At 67.3% G+C, this 19,399-nt stretch carries 17 protein-coding genes; 6 read left to right on the top strand and 11 right to left on the bottom strand.

Going from position 1 to position 19,399, the window contains the following annotated elements; all coding sequences use genetic code 11:
- Positions 1 to 72: 72 nt before the first annotated feature.
- From hutG to DK26_RS02235, 3 genes are all read left to right on the top strand, one after another.
- Positions 73 to 882 carry an N-formylglutamate deformylase gene (gene hutG, locus DK26_RS02245; RefSeq protein ID WP_066467877.1) on the top strand — a complete coding sequence of 270 codons (810 nt, stop codon included), beginning with the start codon at positions 73 to 75 and terminating at the stop codon, positions 880 to 882.
- Positions 879 to 2,546, top strand: a complete 1,668-nt coding sequence (hutU, locus tag DK26_RS02240) for a urocanate hydratase (protein ID WP_066467875.1) — start codon at positions 879 to 881, stop codon at positions 2,544 to 2,546. Before hutG ends, hutU begins: the two co-directional genes overlap by 4 nt.
- A gap of 260 nt (positions 2,547 to 2,806) precedes the next feature.
- Positions 2,807 to 3,370 carry a HutD family protein gene (locus DK26_RS02235; protein WP_066467874.1) on the top strand — a complete coding sequence of 188 codons (564 nt, stop codon included), beginning with the start codon at positions 2,807 to 2,809 and terminating at the stop codon, positions 3,368 to 3,370.
- Between the two features lie 4 nt (positions 3,371 to 3,374).
- Here DK26_RS02235 and DK26_RS02230 read toward each other — a convergent pair whose 3' ends face one another.
- Complete coding sequence (locus tag DK26_RS02230) at positions 3,375 to 4,451, bottom strand: citrate synthase/methylcitrate synthase (protein WP_066467873.1); 1,077 nt, start codon at positions 4,449 to 4,451, stop codon at positions 3,375 to 3,377.
- Positions 4,452 to 4,548: 97 nt separating this feature from the next.
- On the opposite strand from DK26_RS02230, the gene DK26_RS02225 reads away from it, so the two are divergent.
- Positions 4,549 to 5,706 carry a citrate synthase family protein gene (locus tag DK26_RS02225; protein ID WP_066467872.1) on the top strand — a complete coding sequence of 386 codons (1,158 nt, stop codon included), beginning with the start codon at positions 4,549 to 4,551 and terminating at the stop codon, positions 5,704 to 5,706.
- On the opposite strand, the gene DK26_RS02220 is transcribed toward DK26_RS02225, so the two are convergent.
- From DK26_RS02220 to DK26_RS02200, 5 genes are all read right to left on the bottom strand, one after another.
- Positions 5,664 to 6,878 carry a cyclopropane-fatty-acyl-phospholipid synthase family protein gene (locus DK26_RS02220; protein WP_066467871.1) on the bottom strand — a complete coding sequence of 405 codons (1,215 nt, stop codon included), beginning with the start codon at positions 6,876 to 6,878 and terminating at the stop codon, positions 5,664 to 5,666. The genes DK26_RS02225 and DK26_RS02220 overlap by 43 nt on opposite strands.
- Before the next feature lie 216 nt (positions 6,879 to 7,094).
- Positions 7,095 to 7,880, bottom strand: a complete 786-nt coding sequence (locus tag DK26_RS02215) for an ABC transporter ATP-binding protein (RefSeq protein ID WP_066467869.1) — start codon at positions 7,878 to 7,880, stop codon at positions 7,095 to 7,097.
- Complete coding sequence (locus DK26_RS02210) at positions 7,877 to 8,650, bottom strand: ABC transporter permease (protein ID WP_066467867.1); 774 nt, start codon at positions 8,648 to 8,650, stop codon at positions 7,877 to 7,879. Before DK26_RS02210 ends, DK26_RS02215 begins: the two co-directional genes overlap by 4 nt.
- 2 nt (positions 8,651 to 8,652) lie before the next feature.
- Positions 8,653 to 9,144, bottom strand: a complete 492-nt coding sequence (locus DK26_RS02205; protein ID WP_083532957.1) for a mismatch-specific DNA-glycosylase — start codon at positions 9,142 to 9,144, stop codon at positions 8,653 to 8,655.
- Positions 9,145 to 9,164: 20 nt separating this feature from the next.
- On the bottom strand, positions 9,165 to 10,127 hold the full coding sequence (locus DK26_RS02200) for an ABC transporter substrate-binding protein (RefSeq protein ID WP_083532915.1): 963 nt from the start codon (positions 10,125 to 10,127) through the stop codon (positions 9,165 to 9,167).
- 233 nt (positions 10,128 to 10,360) lie between these two features.
- Between DK26_RS02200 and DK26_RS02195 the strand changes: the two genes are divergently transcribed.
- Together DK26_RS02195 and msrA are read left to right on the top strand one after the other, a co-directional pair.
- Complete coding sequence (locus tag DK26_RS02195; protein WP_066467863.1) at positions 10,361 to 11,917, top strand: acetolactate synthase large subunit; 1,557 nt, start codon at positions 10,361 to 10,363, stop codon at positions 11,915 to 11,917.
- Between the two features lie 164 nt (positions 11,918 to 12,081).
- Complete coding sequence (gene msrA, locus DK26_RS02190; protein ID WP_066467862.1) at positions 12,082 to 12,588, top strand: peptide-methionine (S)-S-oxide reductase MsrA; 507 nt, start codon at positions 12,082 to 12,084, stop codon at positions 12,586 to 12,588.
- 144 nt (positions 12,589 to 12,732) lie between these two features.
- Here msrA and DK26_RS02185 read toward each other — a convergent pair whose 3' ends face one another.
- The 5 genes from DK26_RS02185 to DK26_RS02165 all read right to left on the bottom strand — a co-directional run bounded on the left by DK26_RS02185 (position 12,733) and on the right by DK26_RS02165 (position 19,275).
- A complete protein-coding gene (locus DK26_RS02185; protein ID WP_066467857.1) occupies positions 12,733 to 13,776 on the bottom strand; it encodes a histone deacetylase family protein in 1,044 nt (347 codons plus the stop codon).
- Positions 13,777 to 13,851: 75 nt separating this feature from the next.
- On the bottom strand, positions 13,852 to 16,173 hold the full coding sequence (locus DK26_RS02180; RefSeq protein WP_066467856.1) for a GGDEF and EAL domain-containing protein: 2,322 nt from the start codon (positions 16,171 to 16,173) through the stop codon (positions 13,852 to 13,854).
- 78 nt (positions 16,174 to 16,251) lie between these two features.
- Positions 16,252 to 16,872 (bottom strand): TetR/AcrR family transcriptional regulator, encoded by a 621-nt coding sequence (locus DK26_RS29805; protein ID WP_157089476.1) that lies wholly within the window; start codon positions 16,870 to 16,872, stop codon positions 16,252 to 16,254.
- Positions 16,869 to 18,053, bottom strand: coding sequence for an acyl-CoA dehydrogenase family protein (locus DK26_RS02170; protein ID WP_066467854.1), 1,185 nt, complete (start codon positions 18,051 to 18,053; stop codon positions 16,869 to 16,871). Before DK26_RS02170 ends, DK26_RS29805 begins: the two co-directional genes overlap by 4 nt.
- 208 nt (positions 18,054 to 18,261) lie before the next feature.
- Positions 18,262 to 19,275, bottom strand: a complete 1,014-nt coding sequence (locus tag DK26_RS02165; protein WP_066467852.1) for a TRAP transporter substrate-binding protein — start codon at positions 19,273 to 19,275, stop codon at positions 18,262 to 18,264.
- Positions 19,276 to 19,399 lie beyond the last annotated feature (124 nt).

Here is a 19,399-nt window from a genome sequence, read left to right as displayed (position 1 = left end):
TTCGCTGGGCGAGCGTGGTGTTCAAGACGTGGATGCTCGGCACAAGGCCGAGCATGACGCGGGAGACAACCCATGAGCGCCGACATCGTCTCCGTCACGCGCGGCTCCTCGCCGCTCGTCCTGTCGATGCCGCATCCCGGCACGGCTCTGCCGGCCGGGGTCGCGGCACAGCTCAACGCGCGCGGAATGCTGGTCGAAGACACCGACTGGCACATGCGCCAGCTCTATGGCTTCGCCGAGCGCTTCCAGCCGACCATCGTCGAGGCGCAGCTGTCGCGCTTCGTCATCGACCTCAATCGCGACCCGGCCGGCGTCTCGCTCTATCCCGGCCAGGCGACGACCGAACTCGTGCCGACCACCACCTTCGACGGCACGCCGATCTGGAAAGCGGCTCCCGACGAGGCGGAAATCGCGCGCCGGCGCGGCGCCTATTTCCACCCCTATCATCAGGCACTCGCCGCCGAGATCGCGCATGCCAAGGCGCAACACGGCTTCTGCCTGCTCTGGGACTGCCATTCGATCAAATCGGTGATCCCGCGCCTGTTCGAGGGCACCCTGCCGACGCTCAATCTCGGCACAAATTCCGGGCTGAGTGCTGCACCCGCGGTGGAGGCGGCGGCCGTCAAGGCGATGGCCGGCAGCGCCTTCACCCAGGTCGTCAACGGCCGCTTTAAGGGCGGCTGGATCACCCGCCACTACGGCCATCCGGCCGACCATGTGCACGCGCTCCAGATGGAGATCGCGCTCTCGGCCTACCTCGAAGACGAAGCTGCGCCCTGGACCTTCGACGCCGCCCGCGCCGCCAGCCTGCAATCCGCCCTCTCCGCCATGATCGAAGCCGCGCTCGCAGCGGCCAGCCAAATCGAACGGACGAAGTCATGACCCGCATCGACAACAGCCGCGTCATCCGCAGCCCGAGAGGCACCGACCGCACCGCCAAGTCCTGGTTGACGGAAGCGGCGCTGCGCATGCTGATGAATAATCTCGACCCGGATGTCGCCGAGAAGCCGGGCGAGCTCGTGGTCTATGGCGGCATCGGCCGCGCCGCCCGCACCTGGGAGGATTTCGACCGGATCGTCGGCGCCTTGCGCGGACTCGAGGCCGACGAGACCCTGCTGGTCCAGTCCGGCAAGCCGGTCGGCATCTTCAGGACGCACCCCGACGCGCCACGCGTGCTGATCGCGAACTCCAACCTCGTGCCGGCCTATGCCAACTGGGAGCACTTCCATCATCTCGATAAGGCCGGGCTGATGATGTACGGCCAGATGACGGCCGGTTCCTGGATCTATATCGGCACGCAGGGCATCGTTCAGGGCACCTACGAGACCTTCGTTGAGGTCGGCCGCCAGCACTATAATGGCAGCCTCAAGGGCAAGTGGATCCTGACCGGCGGCCTCGGCGGCATGGGCGGCGCCCAGCCGCTCGCCGCGACCATGGCCGGTGCCTCGATGATCGCGGTCGAGTGCAAGCCGTCCTCGATCGAGTTCCGCCTGCGCACCCGCTATCTCGACGAGAAGGCCGACAGCGTCGACGAAGCCCTAGAGATCATCGAAGCCGCCCATGCCAAGGGCAAGGCCGTCTCAGTCGGCGTGCTCGGCAATGCCGCCGAGATCTTCCCCGACATGGTCCGCCGCGGCATCCGCCCCGACGTCGTCACCGACCAGACCTCGGCCCATGACCCGCTCAACGGCTATCTGCCGGCAGGCTGGACACTGGAAGAATGGGAAGAGCGCAAAGAGCGCGATCCGGCCGGCACGATCGAGGCCGCCAAGAAGTCGATGGCCGAGCACGTCAAGGCGATGCTCGACTTCCAGCGCATGGGCGTGCCGACGCTCGACTATGGCAACAATATCCGCCAAATGGCCAAGGACATGGGCGTCGACAATGCCTTCGATTTCCCGGGCTTCGTGCCGGCCTATATCCGCCCGCTGTTCTGCCGCGGCATCGGCCCGTTCCGCTGGGCCGCGCTCTCCGGCGATCCGGAGGACATCTACCGCACCGACCAGCGGGTCAAGGAGCTGCTGCCGGACGACAAGCACCTGCACAACTGGCTCGACATGGCGCGCGAGCGCATCCAGTTCCAGGGCCTGCCGGCGCGGATCTGCTGGGTCGGCCTCGGCGACCGCCACCGGCTTGGCCTCGCCTTCAACGAGATGGTGGCGAAGGGCGAGCTCAAGGCCCCGGTCGTGATCGGCCGCGACCATCTCGATTCCGGCTCGGTCGCCTCGCCCAACCGCGAGACCGAGGCGATGAAGGACGGCTCGGACGCGGTCTCCGACTGGCCGCTGCTCAACGCCCTGCTCAACACCGCAGGTGGCGCGACCTGGGTCTCGCTGCACCATGGCGGCGGCGTCGGCATGGGCTATTCGCAGCATTCGGGCGTCGTCATCGTCGCCGATGGCACTCCGGAAGCGGCCAAGCGCCTGGAGCGCGTGCTCTGGAACGACCCCGCCACCGGCGTGATGCGCCATGCCGATGCCGGCTACGACATCGCGCTCGACTGCGCCCGGGAGAAGGGGCTGAAGCTGCCGGGAATTCTGGGCTGACGAACCTCTACGTCTTTCCGGGGCGGCGCATCAGCGCCGAGCCCGGCCCCCATGAACACCGCCCCTCCCTGTCATGGTCGGGCTTGTCCCGACCATCCACGTTTTCGCTTCGCGATCGCAGTGGTGCTCACGACGTGGATGCTCGCCACAAGGGCGAGCATGACGAACTGGAGCAACGTCGTGGCCATGGGTTCCGGGATCAGGCGTTTCGGCCTGCCCCGGAATGACGGCGTCTGTGAACTTCAAGGTCGAGGCCCCTCATGCGCATCATCCATGCTGCCGACTGCCTGGTCATGCCGTGGAAGAACGGTGGCGGGACGACGACCGAGATCGCGGTGGCGCCCCAAGGCGCCTCGCTCAACGATTTCGACTGGCGCATCAGCATGGCCCATGTCGGGCAGGACGGGCCATTCTCGTCCTTCCCTGGCATCGACCGGACACTGTCAGTCCTGGCCGGCTCGGGCATTACCCTGGCCTTCGGCGATGGCGAGCGCGTGCACCTCGACCGCAGCAGCGCGCCCTACCCCTTCGCCGCCGACCGGGCAGTCGACGGCGCGCTGGTCGATGGCCCGATCGACGACCTCAACGTAATGAGCCGGCGCGGTCGCTGGCGGCACCTTGTCGAGCGGCTCTCCGGTGCCCGCTCGCTCACTGCGACTGAGGGCCTCCTGGTGCTGGTCACCCGCAAGGGCGACTGGCTGGTGAACGACGCGAGCTTAGCCTCCGGAGACAGTGCGATCCTCGACGCGCCGGGGCGTGTCGAGCTGGTTGTCAGTGGCAGCGAGGTGGAACTCTATGCGATCCGCCTCACACCAGGAGCCTGACGTCTCACGCCGCCCGCAGCGGCTGCGGGCCGACATAAACCGATTGCGGCCTGATCAGGCGGCCCGTCTCGATCTGCTCGCGGGCATGGGCGAGCCAGCCTGTGGTGCGGCCGAGCGCGAAGACGCAGGTGAAGGCCTCCGGCGGGAAGCCGAGCGCCTCAAGCAGCAGCGCTGTGTAGAACTCGACATTGGTTTCGAGCGAACGGCCGGGCTTGCGCTCGCGCAGGATGGCGAGCGCCGCCTGCTCGACCGCCTCGGCATGGCGCAGGCGCCCGGCATCGGCGCCGAGCTTGGCGATCGCCTGTTTCAGCGCATCGGCGCGCGGATCGCGGACGCGATAGATGCGATGGCCGAAGCCCATCAGCCGCTCGCCGCGATCGAGCGCACCCTCCAGCCAGGCGCGGGCATTGGCTGGCTCGCCGATCGCATCGAGCATCTCGATCACCGGCCCGGGCGCGCCGCCATGCAGCGGGCCCTTCAACGCGCTGATCCCGGCGAGCACGGCCGAGACCAGCCCGGCCCGGGTCGAGGCAACGACGCGCGCGGCGAAGGTCGAAGCGTTGAGGCCGTGATCGGCGACAGTGACGAGATAGGTGTCGAGGGCGGCAGCCTGGGCCGCGGTCGGCGCTTCGCCGCGCAGCATGCGCAATGTGTCGGCCGCCTGTGATAGCGCCGGATCAGGGGCGATCGGGGCAAGGCCGCGCCCCTTGCGGACGGCGGCGGCGGTGAAGACGGCCGGCGCGGCGAGCAACTTGAGCGCAGTGTCGGCTCCCTCGCCATCGGCGATCTGCGCCGTCCAGGCGCGGATCGCCTCGACCGGGCCCAGACCGTCCGAGAGCGCAGTGCGCTCGACGATGCCGAAGAGGTCGGCGCGGGCCTTGGCGAGCGCCGCCGAGAGCTCGCGGCCCTGCGGCAGACCGGGCAGCAAGCCGTCGAACATCAGCGCCGCCATCTCCTCGAAGCTGGTGCGGCCGGCGAGCTCGGCGAGACTATGGCCGCGGATCACTAGGCGGCCGGCCGCGCCGTCGACTTCGGAGAGCACGGTATGAGCGGCGACGACGTCATCGAGACCATCGGACATGTCAGGAACTCCTCAAAAGCGTTCGTCTCGAAAATCGGCTCTCGCATTGCTACAATCAATCTTGAACAATATAATCAATGTATCGGATGGAGGAGCGATGCAGGACTGGCTGACGGCTCAGGAGGCGATGGCGCGGCTGCGCCTGAAGCCGCAGACGCTCTACGCCTATGTCAGCCGCGGGCTGATCGAGGCGCGCAGCGATGCCGGAGATTCGCGCCGCAGCCTCTACCGGGCCGAGGACGTCGCCCGGCTGGAGCATCGCAAGGCGCGCGGCCGTCGTCCGGCCGCGATCGCGGAGGATGCGATCGCCTATGGCGAGCCGGTGCTGGCCTCCGCCATCACCACGATCGAGCGCGGCGGCCTCTGGTATCGCGGGCAGGATGCGGCGCGCCTCGCCGAGAACGCCAAGCTGGAGGATATCGCCCGCCTGCTCTGGGATTGCGGCTCCCAACGCTTCCCGCCGCAGGCGACGATCGTGCCGCCGGGCGAGCCGCTGGCGCGGACATTCGCAGTGATCGCTGCACGGGCCGCGAGCGACCGGCCGATGGCCGGGCGGGCCAAGAAGGCGCTCTATCTCGAAGCCGCCGCCGTGCTCGACGCGCTGGTCGACGCCATCGCCGGCGAGCCGGGCGAAGGGCCGATCCATGCGAGGCTGGCGCGAGCCTGGGGCTGCGAAGTGGAAGGCGCCGAGCCAATCCGGCGCGCGCTGGTGCTGCTCGCCGACCATGAGCTCAACGCCTCGACCTTCGCGGCCCGCGTCACCGCCTCGACCGGGGCCTCGCTCGCCGCCTGCGCGATGGCGGGCCTCGCCGCGCTCTCCGGCCCCTTACATGGCGGCATCGCGCCTCGGGTGCTGGCGCTGATGCGGGATATCGCGCGCGACGGCCTGGAGACGACCCTCGCGGCGCGGCTGGAGACCGGCGCGGGGCTGCCGGGCTTCGGCCACCCGCTCTACACCGACGGAGATCCGCGGGCGCGGGTGCTGCTGGAAGCCTTCGCGCTGCAGCCCGCCTATGCGCGGGCGCAGGCCGCCATCGCTGCGCTGACCGGAGAAGAGCCGAACATCGATTTCGCGCTGGCCGCGCTCGCTGCGCGGTTCGGCCTGCCGGCGGACGCGCCCTTCCAGATCTTCGCAGCCGCGCGCTGCTCCGGCTGGCTCGCCCATGCGCTGGAGCAGAACGAGACCGGAAGACTGATCCGGCCGCGTGCCCGCTATGTCGGCCCCGCCCCGGCGGCGACGCCCGGCACCATGTAGTCGCGCGTCATCGGCAGCGTATCGAGGCGCTTGGCGAGCTGGAGCTGGAAGACGACCAGCCCGTCATAGCGGAAGCTCGCCTCGGAGGCCGCGAGATAGAACTCCCACATCCTGGCGAAGCGCTCGTCATACATCTCGACAGCCTCGCCGCGGCGCGCCAGGAAGCGCTCGCGCCAGGCCTTCAGCGTCTGCGCATAGTGCAGGCGCAGCACCTCGACATCGGCGATGACCAGCCCTTCCTTCTCGACGGCGGCCGATATCTCCGACAGGGCCGGGATATAGCCGCCCGGGAAGATATGCTTGGCGATGAAGGGATTGGTGGCGCCGGGCGGCGTGGCGCGCCCGATCGTATGGATCAGCGCGACGCCGTCATCGACGAGCAGCTCCGAGATCTTGCGGAAGTAGTCACGGTAGTAGCCGACGCCGACATGCTCGAACATGCCGACCGAGACGACCCGGTCGAAGCGCTCCTTCACGTCGCGATAGTCCTGCAGGCGGAACTCGACCGGCAGGCCGGACTCCGCCGCGCGCTCGCTGGAGCGGGCGAACTGCTCCTCCGAAAGCGTGATGCCGGTGACGTGGCCGCCGGTCTGGCGCGCGATGCTCAGGCCGAGCCCGCCCCAGCCGCTGCCGATGTCGAGAACCCGCTGGCCTGGCTCCAGCGCCAGCTTCGCGGCGATCCGACGCTTCTTGGCCTCCTGCGCCTCCTCCAGCGTGGCGTCCGGCCGCTCGAAGAAGGCGCAGGAATATTGCTGGTCGGCGTCGAGGAAGAGCTCGAAGAAGGCTCGCTTGAGATCGTAGTGGTGGTGGACGTTGCTTTTCGCCCAGCTCGGCGTGTTGTGCTGCTTTATGCGGCGGAGCGAAGCCCGCAGCCGCCCCAAAGCCCCGGCCCAGGCCGAGGGCGGCTGGCGCGACAGCCCGCAGACCAAGGCTTCGAGCAGCTGATAGAGCGTGCCGCGCTCGACGATGACGCGGCCATCCATCACCGCCTCGCCAAGGGCAAGCTCGGGATCGAGCGCGAGCCGCCATTCGGTCTCGCGATCGGCAATCCTCAGCCGCACGGCCGGGGTCGTGCCCGACCCGGCCGAATGCAGCGATCCATCGGCGAAGACGACGTCAATCCTGGGTTCCCGGACCAACCGGGACAGCATCCTTGCAATCAGTGCGCGCATGGCCCCACCTCATGGCAGTGCCCCTTTGCAGGCAAAGATGGCAATGGCGCCCCGCCTTGCGGCAGATGAGCCAATGCAATTCCGCCCTAAGCGGACCGCATATCGCGGCGGTCAGCCCCATTTGCAGGAAAGATGGGGTTTCACCCTAGCGGCCGCCAGTGCCGCCGGGCCCGTCCCAGCATGCAACCGCAGCGCGGTGCCGCTGCGGCACCCACCTCAGTGTCCCTCGGCCGCCAGCACGGCCTCGACGCGGATCTCCTCGACCAGCCGCTCCTTGAGCGCGACGAAGTCCGGCGTGGTCTTGATCGTGTAGGGCCTGGGATGCGGCAGGTCGATGGCGATGTCGGCCTTGATCCGGCCGGGCCGCGCGCTCATCACCACCACGCGCGAGCCGACGAAGATCGCCTCCTCGATGTCGTGGGTGACGAAGAGCACGGTCTTCTGCTCGCGCTCCCAGATGCCGAGCAGCATTTCCTGCATCAGCGCGCGGGTCTGGTTGTCGAGCGCGCCGAAGGGCTCGTCGAGCAGCAGGATCTTCGGATCATTGGCGAGCGCTCTGGCGATCGCGGTACGCTGCTGCATGCCGCCGGAAAGCTGTTTCGGGAAATGATCGACGAAGCCGGCGAGCCCGACGCGCTCCGCCCATTTGCGGGCGATGTCGAGCCGTTCGCGCTCGGATACGCCCTTCTCGCGCAGGCCGAAGGCGATGTTCTGGACCACGGTCAGCCAGGGGAAGAGCGTGTAGCTCTGGAAGACGAAGCCGCGATCGGCTCCCGGCCCGGTGACCGGCGCACCGTCGAGCAGGATCTTGCCCTCGCTCGCCGTCTCCAGCCCGCCGATGATGCGCAGGAGCGTAGACTTCCCGCAGCCGGAGGGCCCGAGGATGGTGATGAAGTCGTTGTCGGCGACCTTCAGCGAGGTCGGCATCAGCGCGCGCGTGGGCTGGCCCTTGCCGCGCGCCGGGAAGACCTTGCCGACCTGGTCGATCAGAAGCTTGCTCATGCCTGCGCCCACGGAAACAGGCGCTGGTTGACCGCCTTGAACAGGAAATCGGAGATCAGGCCGATCAGGCCGATGACGATGATGCCGAAGATGATCTGCCCGGTGTTGAGCAGCGCCTGGCTGTCGACGATCATATGGCCGATGCCGGAGGACGAACCGATCAGCTCGGCGACGATGACATAGGTCCAGGCCCAGCCGAGCACGAGGCGGAAGATCTCGGCGATCTCGGGAGCTGCGTTCGGCAGCAGCACCCGGCGCACCACCGAGGAATCGCTGGCACCCAGCGTATAGGCCGCATCCACCAGATCACGCCGGATCGAGCCGACGGAAACCGCGATCATCAGGATGATCTGGAAGACCGAGCCGATGAAGATGACGAGCAGCTTCTGGGTCTCGCCGATGCCGGCCCAGAGGATCAGCAACGGAATGAAAGCCGAGGCCGGCAGATAGCGCGCGAAGGAGACGAAGGGCTCGAGGAAGGCCTCGATCGGCTTGTAGGCGCCCATCAGGATGCCGAGCGGCAGCGCGACGAGCACCGCCAGCACGAAGCCGCCGAGCACGCGCCAGATCGTCATGCCGATATCGAACATGAAGCCGTGGACGGTGAGCAGGTTCCAGCCTTCCGCCATCATGGTCAGGGGATCGGCGAGGAAGAGCTTCTGGACATAGCCGCCGAAGGTCGCGACCGACCAGAAGGCGACGAAAAGCGCGAAGAAGGCGACGCCGTAACCGATGCGGACGCCGCCGGAGACCGGCTGGAGGGGTTTCATCGTCAGAAACTTGTTTCTTTCACGAGAGCGGCGAGTTCACGCCAGGGCTCGATGGACCAGTAGCCGGAGGCCGCCCCGGAGGTTGAGGGCAGGATGAAGACGCGGCTTCCTACAAGGCGAGAGGGCTGGAGACCATAGGCGAGCCCATGTCCCCTTTCCTCCCCCAGCGCAGCCTGAGCAGCACGCTTGCCGTTGAACGCGATGATCGACGGAGCATGCACATGAAGCTTCGCCAGGAAGCCCGCGATATCGAAATGCTGCCGCGTCAACGCCGAGTCGGGCCCCGACGTCGCTTTCGCGACGTCGGTGAAGCCGATGCCGTATCGCGGCAAATCCGGGAAATCCGAAGGACCCAGCGGCTGAGGAATCAGCCCTGTATCGAACAGCGTCTTCCAGAACTTGTTGCCGGGGCCGGCATAGTAGGCGCCCCGCCGGGCGGAGGCCGCTCCGGCCTGCGTGCCGCAGAAGACGACACGCAGGCCGGGCGTCAGCACATCCGGCAGGACATCATCGCTCACTTGCCGGCGACGTACTTCGTCTCGACCAGCGTGTTGATGTCCGGCTTCGTCTTGATCAGGCCGATCTCGAGCAGGAGGTCGGCCGCCTTGTTGGTGAAGGCCTGCCAGTCGCCGGCGAAGAACGTCTTGTTGCCCTCGGCATCGGACCAGCGCAGGAAGCCGGCCGACTTGCCGAACTGCTCGCCCGACTGCTTCACGTCGGCGCCCATGATCGTATAGGCCTTGTCCTTCTCGGCCTTGATCATCTCGAGCGCTTCGAAATAGCTCTTGGTCAGCGCCTGCGCTGCGGCATCGTTCTCGCTCAGGAACTTCGGCGTGCAGCCGAAGGTGTCCATCACCATCGGATAGTCGAGCGTGGTCGCGATGATCTTGCCGGAATCGGGCTTGTCGCGCACCGCCGAGAGATAGGGCTCATAGGTCATCGCCGCGTCGTTCTGGCCGGCGATGAAGGCCTGCGCCGCCGGACCCGGCTCCATGTTCACGACATTGACGTCCTTCACCGACATGCCGTTCTCCTTGAGGAACCAGGCAAGGGCGAAATAGGGCGAGGTGCCGGGCGCAGAGGCGGCGACCGTCTTGCCCTTGAGATCCTTGATCGAGCCGGTCGCGGAACGCACGGCCATGCCGTCGGCGCCGTAGCTCTTGTCGAGCTGGAAGATCTGCTTGGTCTTGATGCCGGCGGCATCCCAGACGATCCAGGTCTCGACCGTAGTCGCGGCGCACTGGATGTCGCCCGAGGCGATGGCGAGATGGCGGTCCTTCTGCGGAATCTTCTTGATCGTCACGTCGAGGCCGTTCTTGGCGAAGATGCCGGCTTCCTTGGCAAGCGTGAGCGGCGCGAAGCCGGTCCAGCCGGACATGCCGATCGTCACCTTGGTCTGCGCCTGGGCGGCGCCCGCCGCCAGGAATGCCGCAAGCCCGAGGCCTGCCGCCGCTCCGATACGCTTGATACCCGTCATCCGAAACCCTTCCCCTGATATCTGCGCCGGCCTCGCGCGGCGGAGCTCAAAACAGCCTCGTCGTGGCACGATGCAACCTTTGTTCCAAGGCAGGTTAAATGCCTATGCAAATCAGTCAAGCCGGCATCAACGCCGCTGGGGGAGGCAATGAATTTCTCTTGTTTGACAGCAAAGGGGATATCTCTTCCCCTCGCCTCCCCGGCGCGGAGCGCCATCTGGACGAGGTTTCCCGAATGAACGGCGCCGACCGCCTCTGCGACACCCTCCTCATCAACGGCGTCGACGTCTGCTTCGCCAACCCCGGCACCTCCGAAATGCATTTCGTCGCGGCGCTCGACCGCAAGCCCCAGATGCGCTGCGTGCTCGGCCTGTTCGAGGGCGTGGTGACCGGCGCCGCCGACGGCTATGCCCGCATGGCCGACAAGCCCGCGGCGACGCTGCTGCATTGCGGGCCGGGCATGGCGAACGCGCTCGCCAACATGCACAACGCCAAGCGTGCCCGCACGCCGATGATCAATGTCGTCGGGGATCACGCGACCTACCATCTCCAGCACGACGCGCCGTTGACCAGCGACATCGAGGGGCTGGCCTGGCCGATGTCGCATTTCGTCCGCCGCATCGAGAACCCGGAGGATGTCGGCCCGGCGATCGGCGAGGCCTATGCCGCCTCGCTCTCCCTGCCCGGCGTCACCACGGTGATCCTGCCGGCCGACTGCGCCTGGGGCAGCGTCGAGCCCGCGGCGCTCGCGGCGACCAAGGTTCCGGCCCTGAAGAGCGCCGACCCAGCCCGGGTGCGGGACATCGCGGCGCTGCTGCGCAAGCACGGCTCGCGCGCCGCGCTGATGATGACCGGCCTGGCACTGCGCGAGGATCCGATGGAGATGGCCGCGCGGATCTGCGCGGCGACCGGCGCGCGCGTCTTCGGCCAGATGTCGAACGGACGCATCGAACGCGGCGCCGGGCGCGTCGCGCTGCCGAAGGTGCCCTACCCGATCGACATGGCGCTGAAGCAGCTCGAGAACGTCGACCTTCTGGTGCTGGTCGGCGCGCAGGTGCCGGTCGGCTTCTTCGCCTATCCCGGCAAGCCCGGCCGGCTCGTCCATGACGCCTGCCAGGTCGAGACGCTCGCAGCGCCCGGCGATGACCTGTCCGGCGCGATCGCGGCGCTGGCGGACGAATTGTCGGCCCGCGCCATCGCCCCGGCCTTCATCGCCGAAGCCGCCCCCGCGAACGGAACGCTCCCGACGGGCACGCTCGACGCCGACAAGGTCTGCACCATCGTCTCGACCCTGCTGCCGGAGAACAGCATCATCTGCGACGAGTCGATCTCGTCGGGCCGGATGTTCTATGCGCAGTGCCATCACGCGCCGCAGCACGACTATATACAGCTCACCGGGGGCGCCATCGGCGAGGGCATCCCGCTGGCGATCGGCGCGGCGGTCGCCTGCCCGGATCGCAAGGTCATCGGCATGCAGGCCGACGGCTCGGGCATGTACACGGTCCAAGGCCTGTGGACGCAGGCCCGCGAGAACCTCGACGTCGTCACCGTGATCTTCGCCAACCGGACCTATGCGATCCTGCATGGTGAGATGCGGGCCGTCGGCGTCAATGATTTCGGCAAGAACGCCACGCAGATGCTGAACATCGACCAGCCAGCGCTCGACTGGGTGGCGATGGCGAAGAGCATGGGTGTCGAAGCCGGGCGCGCCAGCACGGCCGAGGAATTCACCAGGCTGTTCAAGGGCGCGCTCGGCCGGAAGGGCCCGTTCCTGATCGAGGCGGTGATCTGAGTTCCCGGGTCCGTGACGGCTGAAGGACGTGGCTCAAGCCGAAACCCGGCGGCCGTCTCCGGGCGGCCGCCTGATGCGATCACCGTTGCCAACCGTAACCAAACGCGGTGACGTGGCGAATTCGCCTGTCGATGCTTATCTCGGCGCAATCAAGGAGGTTTGACATGACCGAACGTGCTGTACTCGCAGGCGGCTGCTTCTGGGGCATGCAGGACCTGATCCGCAAGCTCCCCGGCGTCGAGACGACCCGCGTCGGCTACACCGGCGGCGACGTGAAGAATGCGACCTATCGCAATCACGGCAGCCATGCCGAGGGTATCGAGATCGTCTTCGACCCCGCCAAGATCGGTTACCGGCAGCTGGTCGAGTTCTTCTTCCAGATTCATGACCCGACGACGCTGAACCGCCAGGGCAACGACCTCGGCACCAGCTACCGATCCGGCATCTACTATGTCGACGAGGCGCAGAAGAAGGTCGCCGAGGAGGTGATCGCCGAGGTGAACACGTCGGGCCGCTGGCCGGGCAAGGTCGTCACCGAGGTGAAGCCCGAGGGCGATTTCTGGGAGGCCGAGCCCGAGCACCAGGATTATCTGGAACGCTATCCGGCCGGCTATACCTGCCATTGGGTCCGGCCGGACTGGGTGCTGCCGCGGCGCGAGGCGGCGGAGTAACGATCCGCGACACAGCCCCTTCTCCCCTCGCGAAGCGCTGACGGATGAGGGAAGGGTCGCGCGAGCGCCCCTTCTCCGTTTCACCCAGTCAAAGCGCCCTCATCCCCCTGCCGGGACCTTCTCCCCCGAGGGGAGAAGGAAGCCCTATTTGAACCCGCCCAGGAAGGCATCGAGGCACTCGCCGATCGCCTCGATGGCGTAGCCGCCCTCCTGCACCACTAGCGTTGGCAGGCCCATCGCCTTGACCTGGCGGCCGATCGTGCCGAAATCGGCGGCTTCCAGCTTCAGCACCCCGATCGGGTCGTCCTTGTGCGCATCGTAGCCGAGCGCCAGCACGAGGGCGTCTGCGCCGAACTCGCGGATCGCCCGTCCGGCCCGGTCGACCGCTGCCTCCATTTCCGGCCCGCCAGCACCGTGGACGAGCGGCAGGTTGAGGTTGCAGCCCTCGCCCGGCCCGTTGCCGCGCTCATCGTCATAGCCGGTGAAGAACGGGTAGTAGTTCGAGGGGTCAGCGTGGATCGAAACGGTCAGCACATCGTCTCGCCGATAGAAGATCTGCTGCGTGCCGTCGCCATGATGGGCATCGACATCGAGGATAGCGACCTTGCCGAAGCGGCTGCGCAGGCGCTGCGCGGCGATCGCGGTGTTGTTGAGGTAGCAGAAGCCGCTGGCGCGGTCGGCGCGGGCATGATGGCCGGAAGGGCGGCACAGTGCATAGACAGCCCGCTCGCCGGCGAGAACGGCCTCGGCGCCGGAGACCGCCGTCTCGGTCGAGCGCAACGTCGAGAGCCAGCCATGCTCGCCGATCGGCACCGAGAGATCGCCGAGGTACCAACCGAGCTGGCCGAGGAAGCCACTCGGGCGGCAAGGCGGGCGTTTGTCCTCGTCCGGCCTGCCACTCCAATAGGGGAAGGTCGCAGGCCAGACTTCCGGCCCGCGCTCGGCCGGCAGCTCCTGCCAGCGCGCCCAGGCGGTTTCAAGGAACTGGACGAAACCCTCGTCATGGACGGCCAGGATCGGCGCCGTGCCGTGCAACTGCGGAGTCTCGGGCGAGATACCGTGGCGCGCGAGCGCGGCGAGCAGCTTTTCCGTCCGCTCCGGCAGGTCCTTCGGCGCGACGACGCGGCCGAAACGCATATATTGCTGGGGATCGTGGAGCGATTGCTCGGGATGATAGAAGGCACGCATGCGGGTTCGACTCGCTTCAAAGCTCGGATGAACGCCATTCGGCCATGAAAAGTGCGGCGCCACCAGCGCGCAGGATCAGGCGGCGGCGCTGTCGTCACGCATGGCGGAGGCGCCGGGGAACAGGTTTGGCTGCTGCAGGAGCAAGGGGACACGCGCCGCCGCGACCGGGCGCGCATAGCGGTAGCCCTGTGCGAGCCCGCAGCCATGCCGGCGCAGGAAGGCCTCCTGTCCCGGCGTCTCGACGCCTTCCGCGACGATGCCGAGGCCGAGATCGGCGGCGAGGCCGATCATCGCCCGGACGATCGCCGCATCGTCGCCCTCTTCCTCGACCTGGCTGACGAAGCCGCGATCGAGCTTGATCGTATCGACCGGAAAGCGCTTGAGATGGGTGAGCGAGGCGTAGCCGGTGCCGAAATCATCGAGCGAGACATGCAGCCCCGCAGCCCGCAGCGCCTGCAAGGTCCGCTCGGCCTCTCCGGCGCTTCGGGTCAGGAGCACGCTCTCGGTGACCTCGAGGCCGAAACAGCGCGCGGGAACTCCGGCCGTCGCGAGCTTGCCGAGCAGGCGCTCCGGCAGCTCCGGATCTCGGAAGATGCCGGCCGATAGGTTGACCGAGACCACGCCCGGATCAAGGCCGGCATCGAGCCATTGGCGCAGGTCGCGCAGGACGGCGCGAACGATCGCGTCGCCGATTCCGGCGGCGATTTCGACATCCTGGAAGGCTTCCTGGAATGCCGCTGCGGGGATGATGCCGCGTTCCGGGTGGCGCCAGCGCGCCAGCGCCTCGAAGCCCGCGATCTTGCCGTCCGCGAGCGAGACCTGCGGCTGGTAGAAGGGCAGGATCCGGTCCTCCCGGAGAGCCTCCGCCAGGTCGCGGCAGATCGCGACGCGCCGAATCATCGCAGCCCGCATCAAGGGCTCGTAGACGACGGCGATGTTGCGGCCCCTGGCTTTGGCCCGATAGAGGGCGAGATCGGCATCCTTCATCAGTTCGCCGCCATCCAGATCGTGCTCCGGCGCCAGGGCGATGCCGAGGCTGGCACGGGCGCTGATCATCTGGCCGGCATGCTCGAAGGGCTCACGCAGCGCATCGAGCAGGATTGCGCCCTTGAGACGGGCCCCGTCGATGTCGAGCGCCTCCTGCGAGAGCACGACGAACTCGTCGCCGCCGAGGCGGGCGACCATGTCGGCCGGGCCGATGGCTCCGGCGAGCCGTGCTGCCGCCTGGAAAAGCAGCTCGTCGCCGGCATCATGCCCGAGCGTGTCATTGACCGATTTGAAGTCGTCGAGGTCGATCAGGAACAGGCTGACAGTGCCGCCGGCTTCGGCCATGACGTCGAGCGCCTGCTGCAGCCGTTCCTGGAACAGCAGGCGGTTCGGCAATCCGGTCAGGGCGTCATGGGTCGCCTGCCGCCTTGTGCGAGCCTCCGCCGCCTTGCGATCGGTGATATCGACAATGCCGGCGACGACGGCGAGGCCGCCATCGATCGGCACGCCGGTCGCGGTGATCAGCACGTCGCGCCGGACGCCATCACCGCCGCGCATCTGCGCTTCGTAGCCGGCGATCTGGTCCTGGCGCTCGAGCTTGAGCAGGATCTCGCGCCGGTCGCGCTCCGCGAACAGGATGTCGGAAACCCGCGCCGTGGCGAGCTGCTCGCGGCCGAAATAGCGCTTGGCCGCATCGTTGCTGCGCAGGAAGCGGCCATCTTCGCGGGAGGCGACCACGAGCGGGATCGGCACCGCCATGAACAGGCGCTCGATCATCGCCTGGCTGACGCCGAGCGCATCCTTGGCCTGGCGCTCGGCCTGGGTCGCCGTCCATTCGAGCCGGCGCAGGCGGTTGCCATGGATCACCACCAGCCCGAGCGCAAAATTCAGCATGACCAGGACGAGGACCAGCCCCGGCAGGGTCGTCGGGAACGGACCGCGGCCGAGATAACCGGCGAGCATCAGGACGCTGCAGCCTATCCCCAGCGCGATCGTCCAGCGGAAGGCGGTCGGCGCGACCAGATAGAAGATCGAGGGCAGCATCAGGACGACGAAGAGCGCAAGATCGCTGCGCGAGGAGACGAGCAGTGCCACCGCCAGTGCGGTCGCGACCTCCCAACCGATCAGGATGGTCTGCGCCTCGTCGAAGCGCGTCGCCTTACGTACCAGCGCGTAGCAGAGCAGCGAAGCAGCGACCACGAGGAGCCGGGCCGGAACTGCGACGAAGAAATGCGAGGTGCCGTAGAAGCGCCAATCGCTCGCCAGGAACAGCGTGTTGAGGACCGCGGAAACCAGGAAGATCAGGCGGCACTGTCGCAGCGTTTCGGCAAGGCGCGCCTGCCGAAACGTCGCCTCGCGGGCGGAATCGAGAAACTCGCCACCGAATCGAAACAGGTTGTCGCGCGCCATGCGCCATCGTTGCCGGCGAACCTCAAAGCGAGGTTAAAGCCGGCTGCTGCCTTCAACCGAAAATGGCAGAAAACGACGCTAACTCGCTATGCCTTGACCATCGGGCGCGACCAGTGCCGCAAATTCACGGGAAAGCACACCGATATCGAAGCGCTCGGGCCGATACCAGTCGATCGAGCCGTTCATCGCGCCGAGCAGGAAGAGGCGCAGCGCCTCGGGCGAACGCCCCGGCGCGATCGCCCCCGCCTGCTGCAGCTCGGCGACGAGGCCGCGCCAGACATCCTCGTAGAGCCGGCGCGACAGGCGCACGCCCTGCGGCGTCGGCCCGCTGCCGAAGGTGAAGACCTTGATCGCCGCGCTGGTATAGTCGCCATGGCCGTGCAGGGCGGAAAGATGAGCGGCGACCGCCGCCTCCAGCCGCTGGCGTGGCCCGGCCTGCACCGCCGCCTCCAGCGCCGCCGCGACCGCCTCGTGAACGAAGCGTACGCCATCGGTGACCACGGCCTCGACGATCTCCTCCTTCGAGGCGAAGTGGTGATAGAGGCTGGCCTTGCGGATGCCGACCGCCTCGGCGATCTCGCGCAGCGTCGTCTGGTGGTAGCCGCCGGAACGCAGCAGCCGCGCCGCCATGTCGAGGATCAGCCGGCGGGAACCGCCCTCCGACACTGCCCGCCCGGATCGGATCGCTGGCGCCGTCACAGCCGTTTCGCCACCTCTTCCAGCATCACCTCGGTGGCGCCGCCACCGATCGCCTGGACGCGGGCATCGCGCGCCATGCGTTCGATCGCGCTCTCGCGCATGAAGCCCATGCCACCATGGAACTGGACGCAGGCATACATGACTTCGTTGACCAGCTCGCCGCAATAAGCCTTGACCATCGAGACCTCGCGCGTCGCATCGAAGCCCTGCGCGTCGAGCCAGGCGGCATGGTAGACGAGCTGGCGCCCGGCCTCGACCTTGGCGGCCAGCATGGAGAGCTTCTGGCGGATCGCCTGCTTCTCCCACAGCGGCGCGCCGAAGGCCTTTCGCGTGCGGACATGCTCGAGGGTCAATTCGATGGCGGCCTGCGCCTCGCCCATCGCCATGGCGCCGATCACGGTGCGCTCGTTCTGGAAATTGCTCATGATCGCGTAGAAGCCGCGCCCTTCGCCGCCGAGCAGGTTTTCGGCAGGCACACGGCAATCCTCGAAGACCAGTTCGGCGGTGTCGGAACAGCGCCAGCCATGCTTGTCGAGCGCGCGACCGACGCGAAAGCCCGGCGTGCCCTTCTCGACGAGGAACATCGAGACCGACTGCGATGGCTTCGCCGAAGCATCGGTCTTGGCGGCGACGCAATAGAGATCGCCATGGACGCCGTTGGTGATGAACATCTTGGCGCCGTTCAGCACGTAATGGTCGCCGTCGCGCCGCGCCGTGGTGCGGATGCCTTTCACATCCGAGCCCGCATCCGGCTCCGTGACGGCAACCGCGCAGATCGCCTTGCCGGCGACGACGTCAGGCATCCAGCGGTCGCGCTGCGTCTTGCTGCCGGCATTGAAGAGATGGACCGAGGCCATGTCGGTGTGGACCAGCGCGGTGATAGCGAAGCCCGAGAAGGTCGAGCGACCGAGCTCCTCGGCCAGGATGACGGTCGCGAGCGTATCCATCTCCGCCCCGCCATACTCGGCGGGGTAGCGGATGCCGAAGAAGCCGAGCGCGCCCATGCGTTCAAGCACGGCGCGCGGCACCATACCGGCCTCTTCCCAGGCGAGCCCATGCGGCTTGACCTCGGTCTCGACGAAGCGGCGGATCTGGTCGCGCAGCGCCTCGTGCTCCTCGCTGAAATAGGGCGAGCGCCGCTGCACCATGTGCCCTGCCCCGAAGCTCTCCGCTGCCGTCATCGCGATCCTCCCGGGCACCGTCTGCGCAGTGCCTTCCATTCGACTACCTACCGGACGGTAGGTAGTCGAATGGAAGGCATCCGGCAAGAAGGAGTTTGGACAGTCGCCAGCAAAAAGGGCGCGGCGCCGAAGCGCCACGCCCTGAAATGTAGAAGCCTTGTCATCCCGGGCGACCGAAGGGTGCCCAGGGGTGGCAGTCGAGAAGAAATCAGGCGAGCTTGCCGCCGACCGCCTTTTCGAGGATCGCCCAGGCCTCATCGCCGTACTTGCCCTTCCATTCGGCGTAAAAGCCGGCCTTCTGGAGCGCCGCGCGGAATTCGTCGGGCTTGGTCTCGTTGATGACCATGCCCTTGGAGGTCAGTTCGGCCTGCAGGCCGGCATTGAGCTTGGCGACGTCGGCGCGCTCGTTCATCGCGGCAGCGTCGATGTTCTTGGCGACGATCGCGCGCAGGTCCTGCGGCAGGCGCTCCCAGGCGCGGCGGTTGGCCAGGAACCAGAAGCCGTCCCACATGTGGTTGGTCAGCGAGAGATACTTCTGGACCTCGAACAGCTTGGCGGTCGCGATGATCGCGAGCGGGTTCTCCTGGCCGTCGACGATCTTGGTCTGCAGCGCGGTGTAGACCTCGGCGAAGTTGATGCTGGCCGGGGCGGAATCGAAGGCCTTGAACATCGAGGTCCAGAGCGGCGAAACCGGCACGCGAATCTTGAAGCCCTTGAGGTCAGCCGGCGAATTGATCGGCCCTTTAGACGAGGTCATCTGGCGGAAGCCATTGTCCCAGATCTTGTCCATGACATGCAGGTTCGCCTTGGCGATCTGGCCGCGGACATAGGCGCCGAGATCGCCGTCCATCGCCTTCCAGACCGCGTCATAGTTCGGGAAGGCGAAGCCGATGCCGCTGACCGAGGCGTTCGGCACCAGGGTCGAGAGGATCAGCGGCGACAGCGTGAAGAACTCGACGCCGCCGGAGCGGACCTGGTTCAGCATGTCGGTGTCGGAACCGAGCTGGTTGTTCGGGAAGATCTGGATGACGACGCGACCGTTGGTCTCGGCCTTGATCTTCTCCATCGCCTCGGCGGCGCGCACGTTCATCGGATGCGCGAGCGGCAGGTTGTTGGCGTACTTGTAGGTGAATTCGGCGCTCTGGGCGCGGGCGATCGAGAAGGTCCCGATCGTGGCAGCGGCGGTCGCGCCCTGCAGGATGGTGCGGCGTGAAATCGACATTGGTGTTTCCTCCGGGAGCGTTGTTATCGATGGCGACGGTCTGCGCCGTCACTGGGGGCGAAGCGAAGCAATCCGGCGGGGCTTGTGCAATCCCCCCGCATCGCCTCTTCGACTGAAGTCTGAC

This window comes from Allobosea sp. WAO (genome assembly GCF_001509835.1).
Lineage (GTDB): Bacteria > Pseudomonadota > Alphaproteobacteria > Rhizobiales > Beijerinckiaceae > Allobosea.
This window is presented reverse-complemented; position numbering and strand designations above follow the sequence as displayed.

Coding starts and splice junctions, on each gene's coding strand:
- hutG (WP_066467877.1), top strand. CDS start 73: ATGAGCGCCGACATCGTCTCCGTCACGCGCGGCTCCTCGCCGCTCGTC.
- hutU (WP_066467875.1), top strand. CDS start 879: ATGACCCGCATCGACAACAGCCGCGTCATCCGCAGCCCGAGAGGCACC.
- DK26_RS02235 (WP_066467874.1), top strand. CDS start 2,807: ATGCGCATCATCCATGCTGCCGACTGCCTGGTCATGCCGTGGAAGAAC.
- DK26_RS02230 (WP_066467873.1), bottom strand. CDS start 4,451: ATGTCCGATGGTCTCGATGACGTCGTCGCCGCTCATACCGTGCTCTCC.
- DK26_RS02225 (WP_066467872.1), top strand. CDS start 4,549: ATGCAGGACTGGCTGACGGCTCAGGAGGCGATGGCGCGGCTGCGCCTG.
- DK26_RS02220 (WP_066467871.1), bottom strand. CDS start 6,878: ATGCGCGCACTGATTGCAAGGATGCTGTCCCGGTTGGTCCGGGAACCC.
- DK26_RS02215 (WP_066467869.1), bottom strand. CDS start 7,880: ATGAGCAAGCTTCTGATCGACCAGGTCGGCAAGGTCTTCCCGGCGCGC.
- DK26_RS02210 (WP_066467867.1), bottom strand. CDS start 8,650: ATGAAACCCCTCCAGCCGGTCTCCGGCGGCGTCCGCATCGGTTACGGC.
- DK26_RS02200 (WP_083532915.1), bottom strand. CDS start 10,127: ATGACGGGTATCAAGCGTATCGGAGCGGCGGCAGGCCTCGGGCTTGCG.
- DK26_RS02195 (WP_066467863.1), top strand. CDS start 10,361: ATGAACGGCGCCGACCGCCTCTGCGACACCCTCCTCATCAACGGCGTC.
- msrA (WP_066467862.1), top strand. CDS start 12,082: ATGACCGAACGTGCTGTACTCGCAGGCGGCTGCTTCTGGGGCATGCAG.
- DK26_RS02185 (WP_066467857.1), bottom strand. CDS start 13,776: ATGCGTGCCTTCTATCATCCCGAGCAATCGCTCCACGATCCCCAGCAA.
- DK26_RS02180 (WP_066467856.1), bottom strand. CDS start 16,173: ATGGCGCGCGACAACCTGTTTCGATTCGGTGGCGAGTTTCTCGATTCC.
- DK26_RS02170 (WP_066467854.1), bottom strand. CDS start 18,053: ATGACGGCAGCGGAGAGCTTCGGGGCAGGGCACATGGTGCAGCGGCGC.
- DK26_RS02165 (WP_066467852.1), bottom strand. CDS start 19,275: ATGTCGATTTCACGCCGCACCATCCTGCAGGGCGCGACCGCCGCTGCC.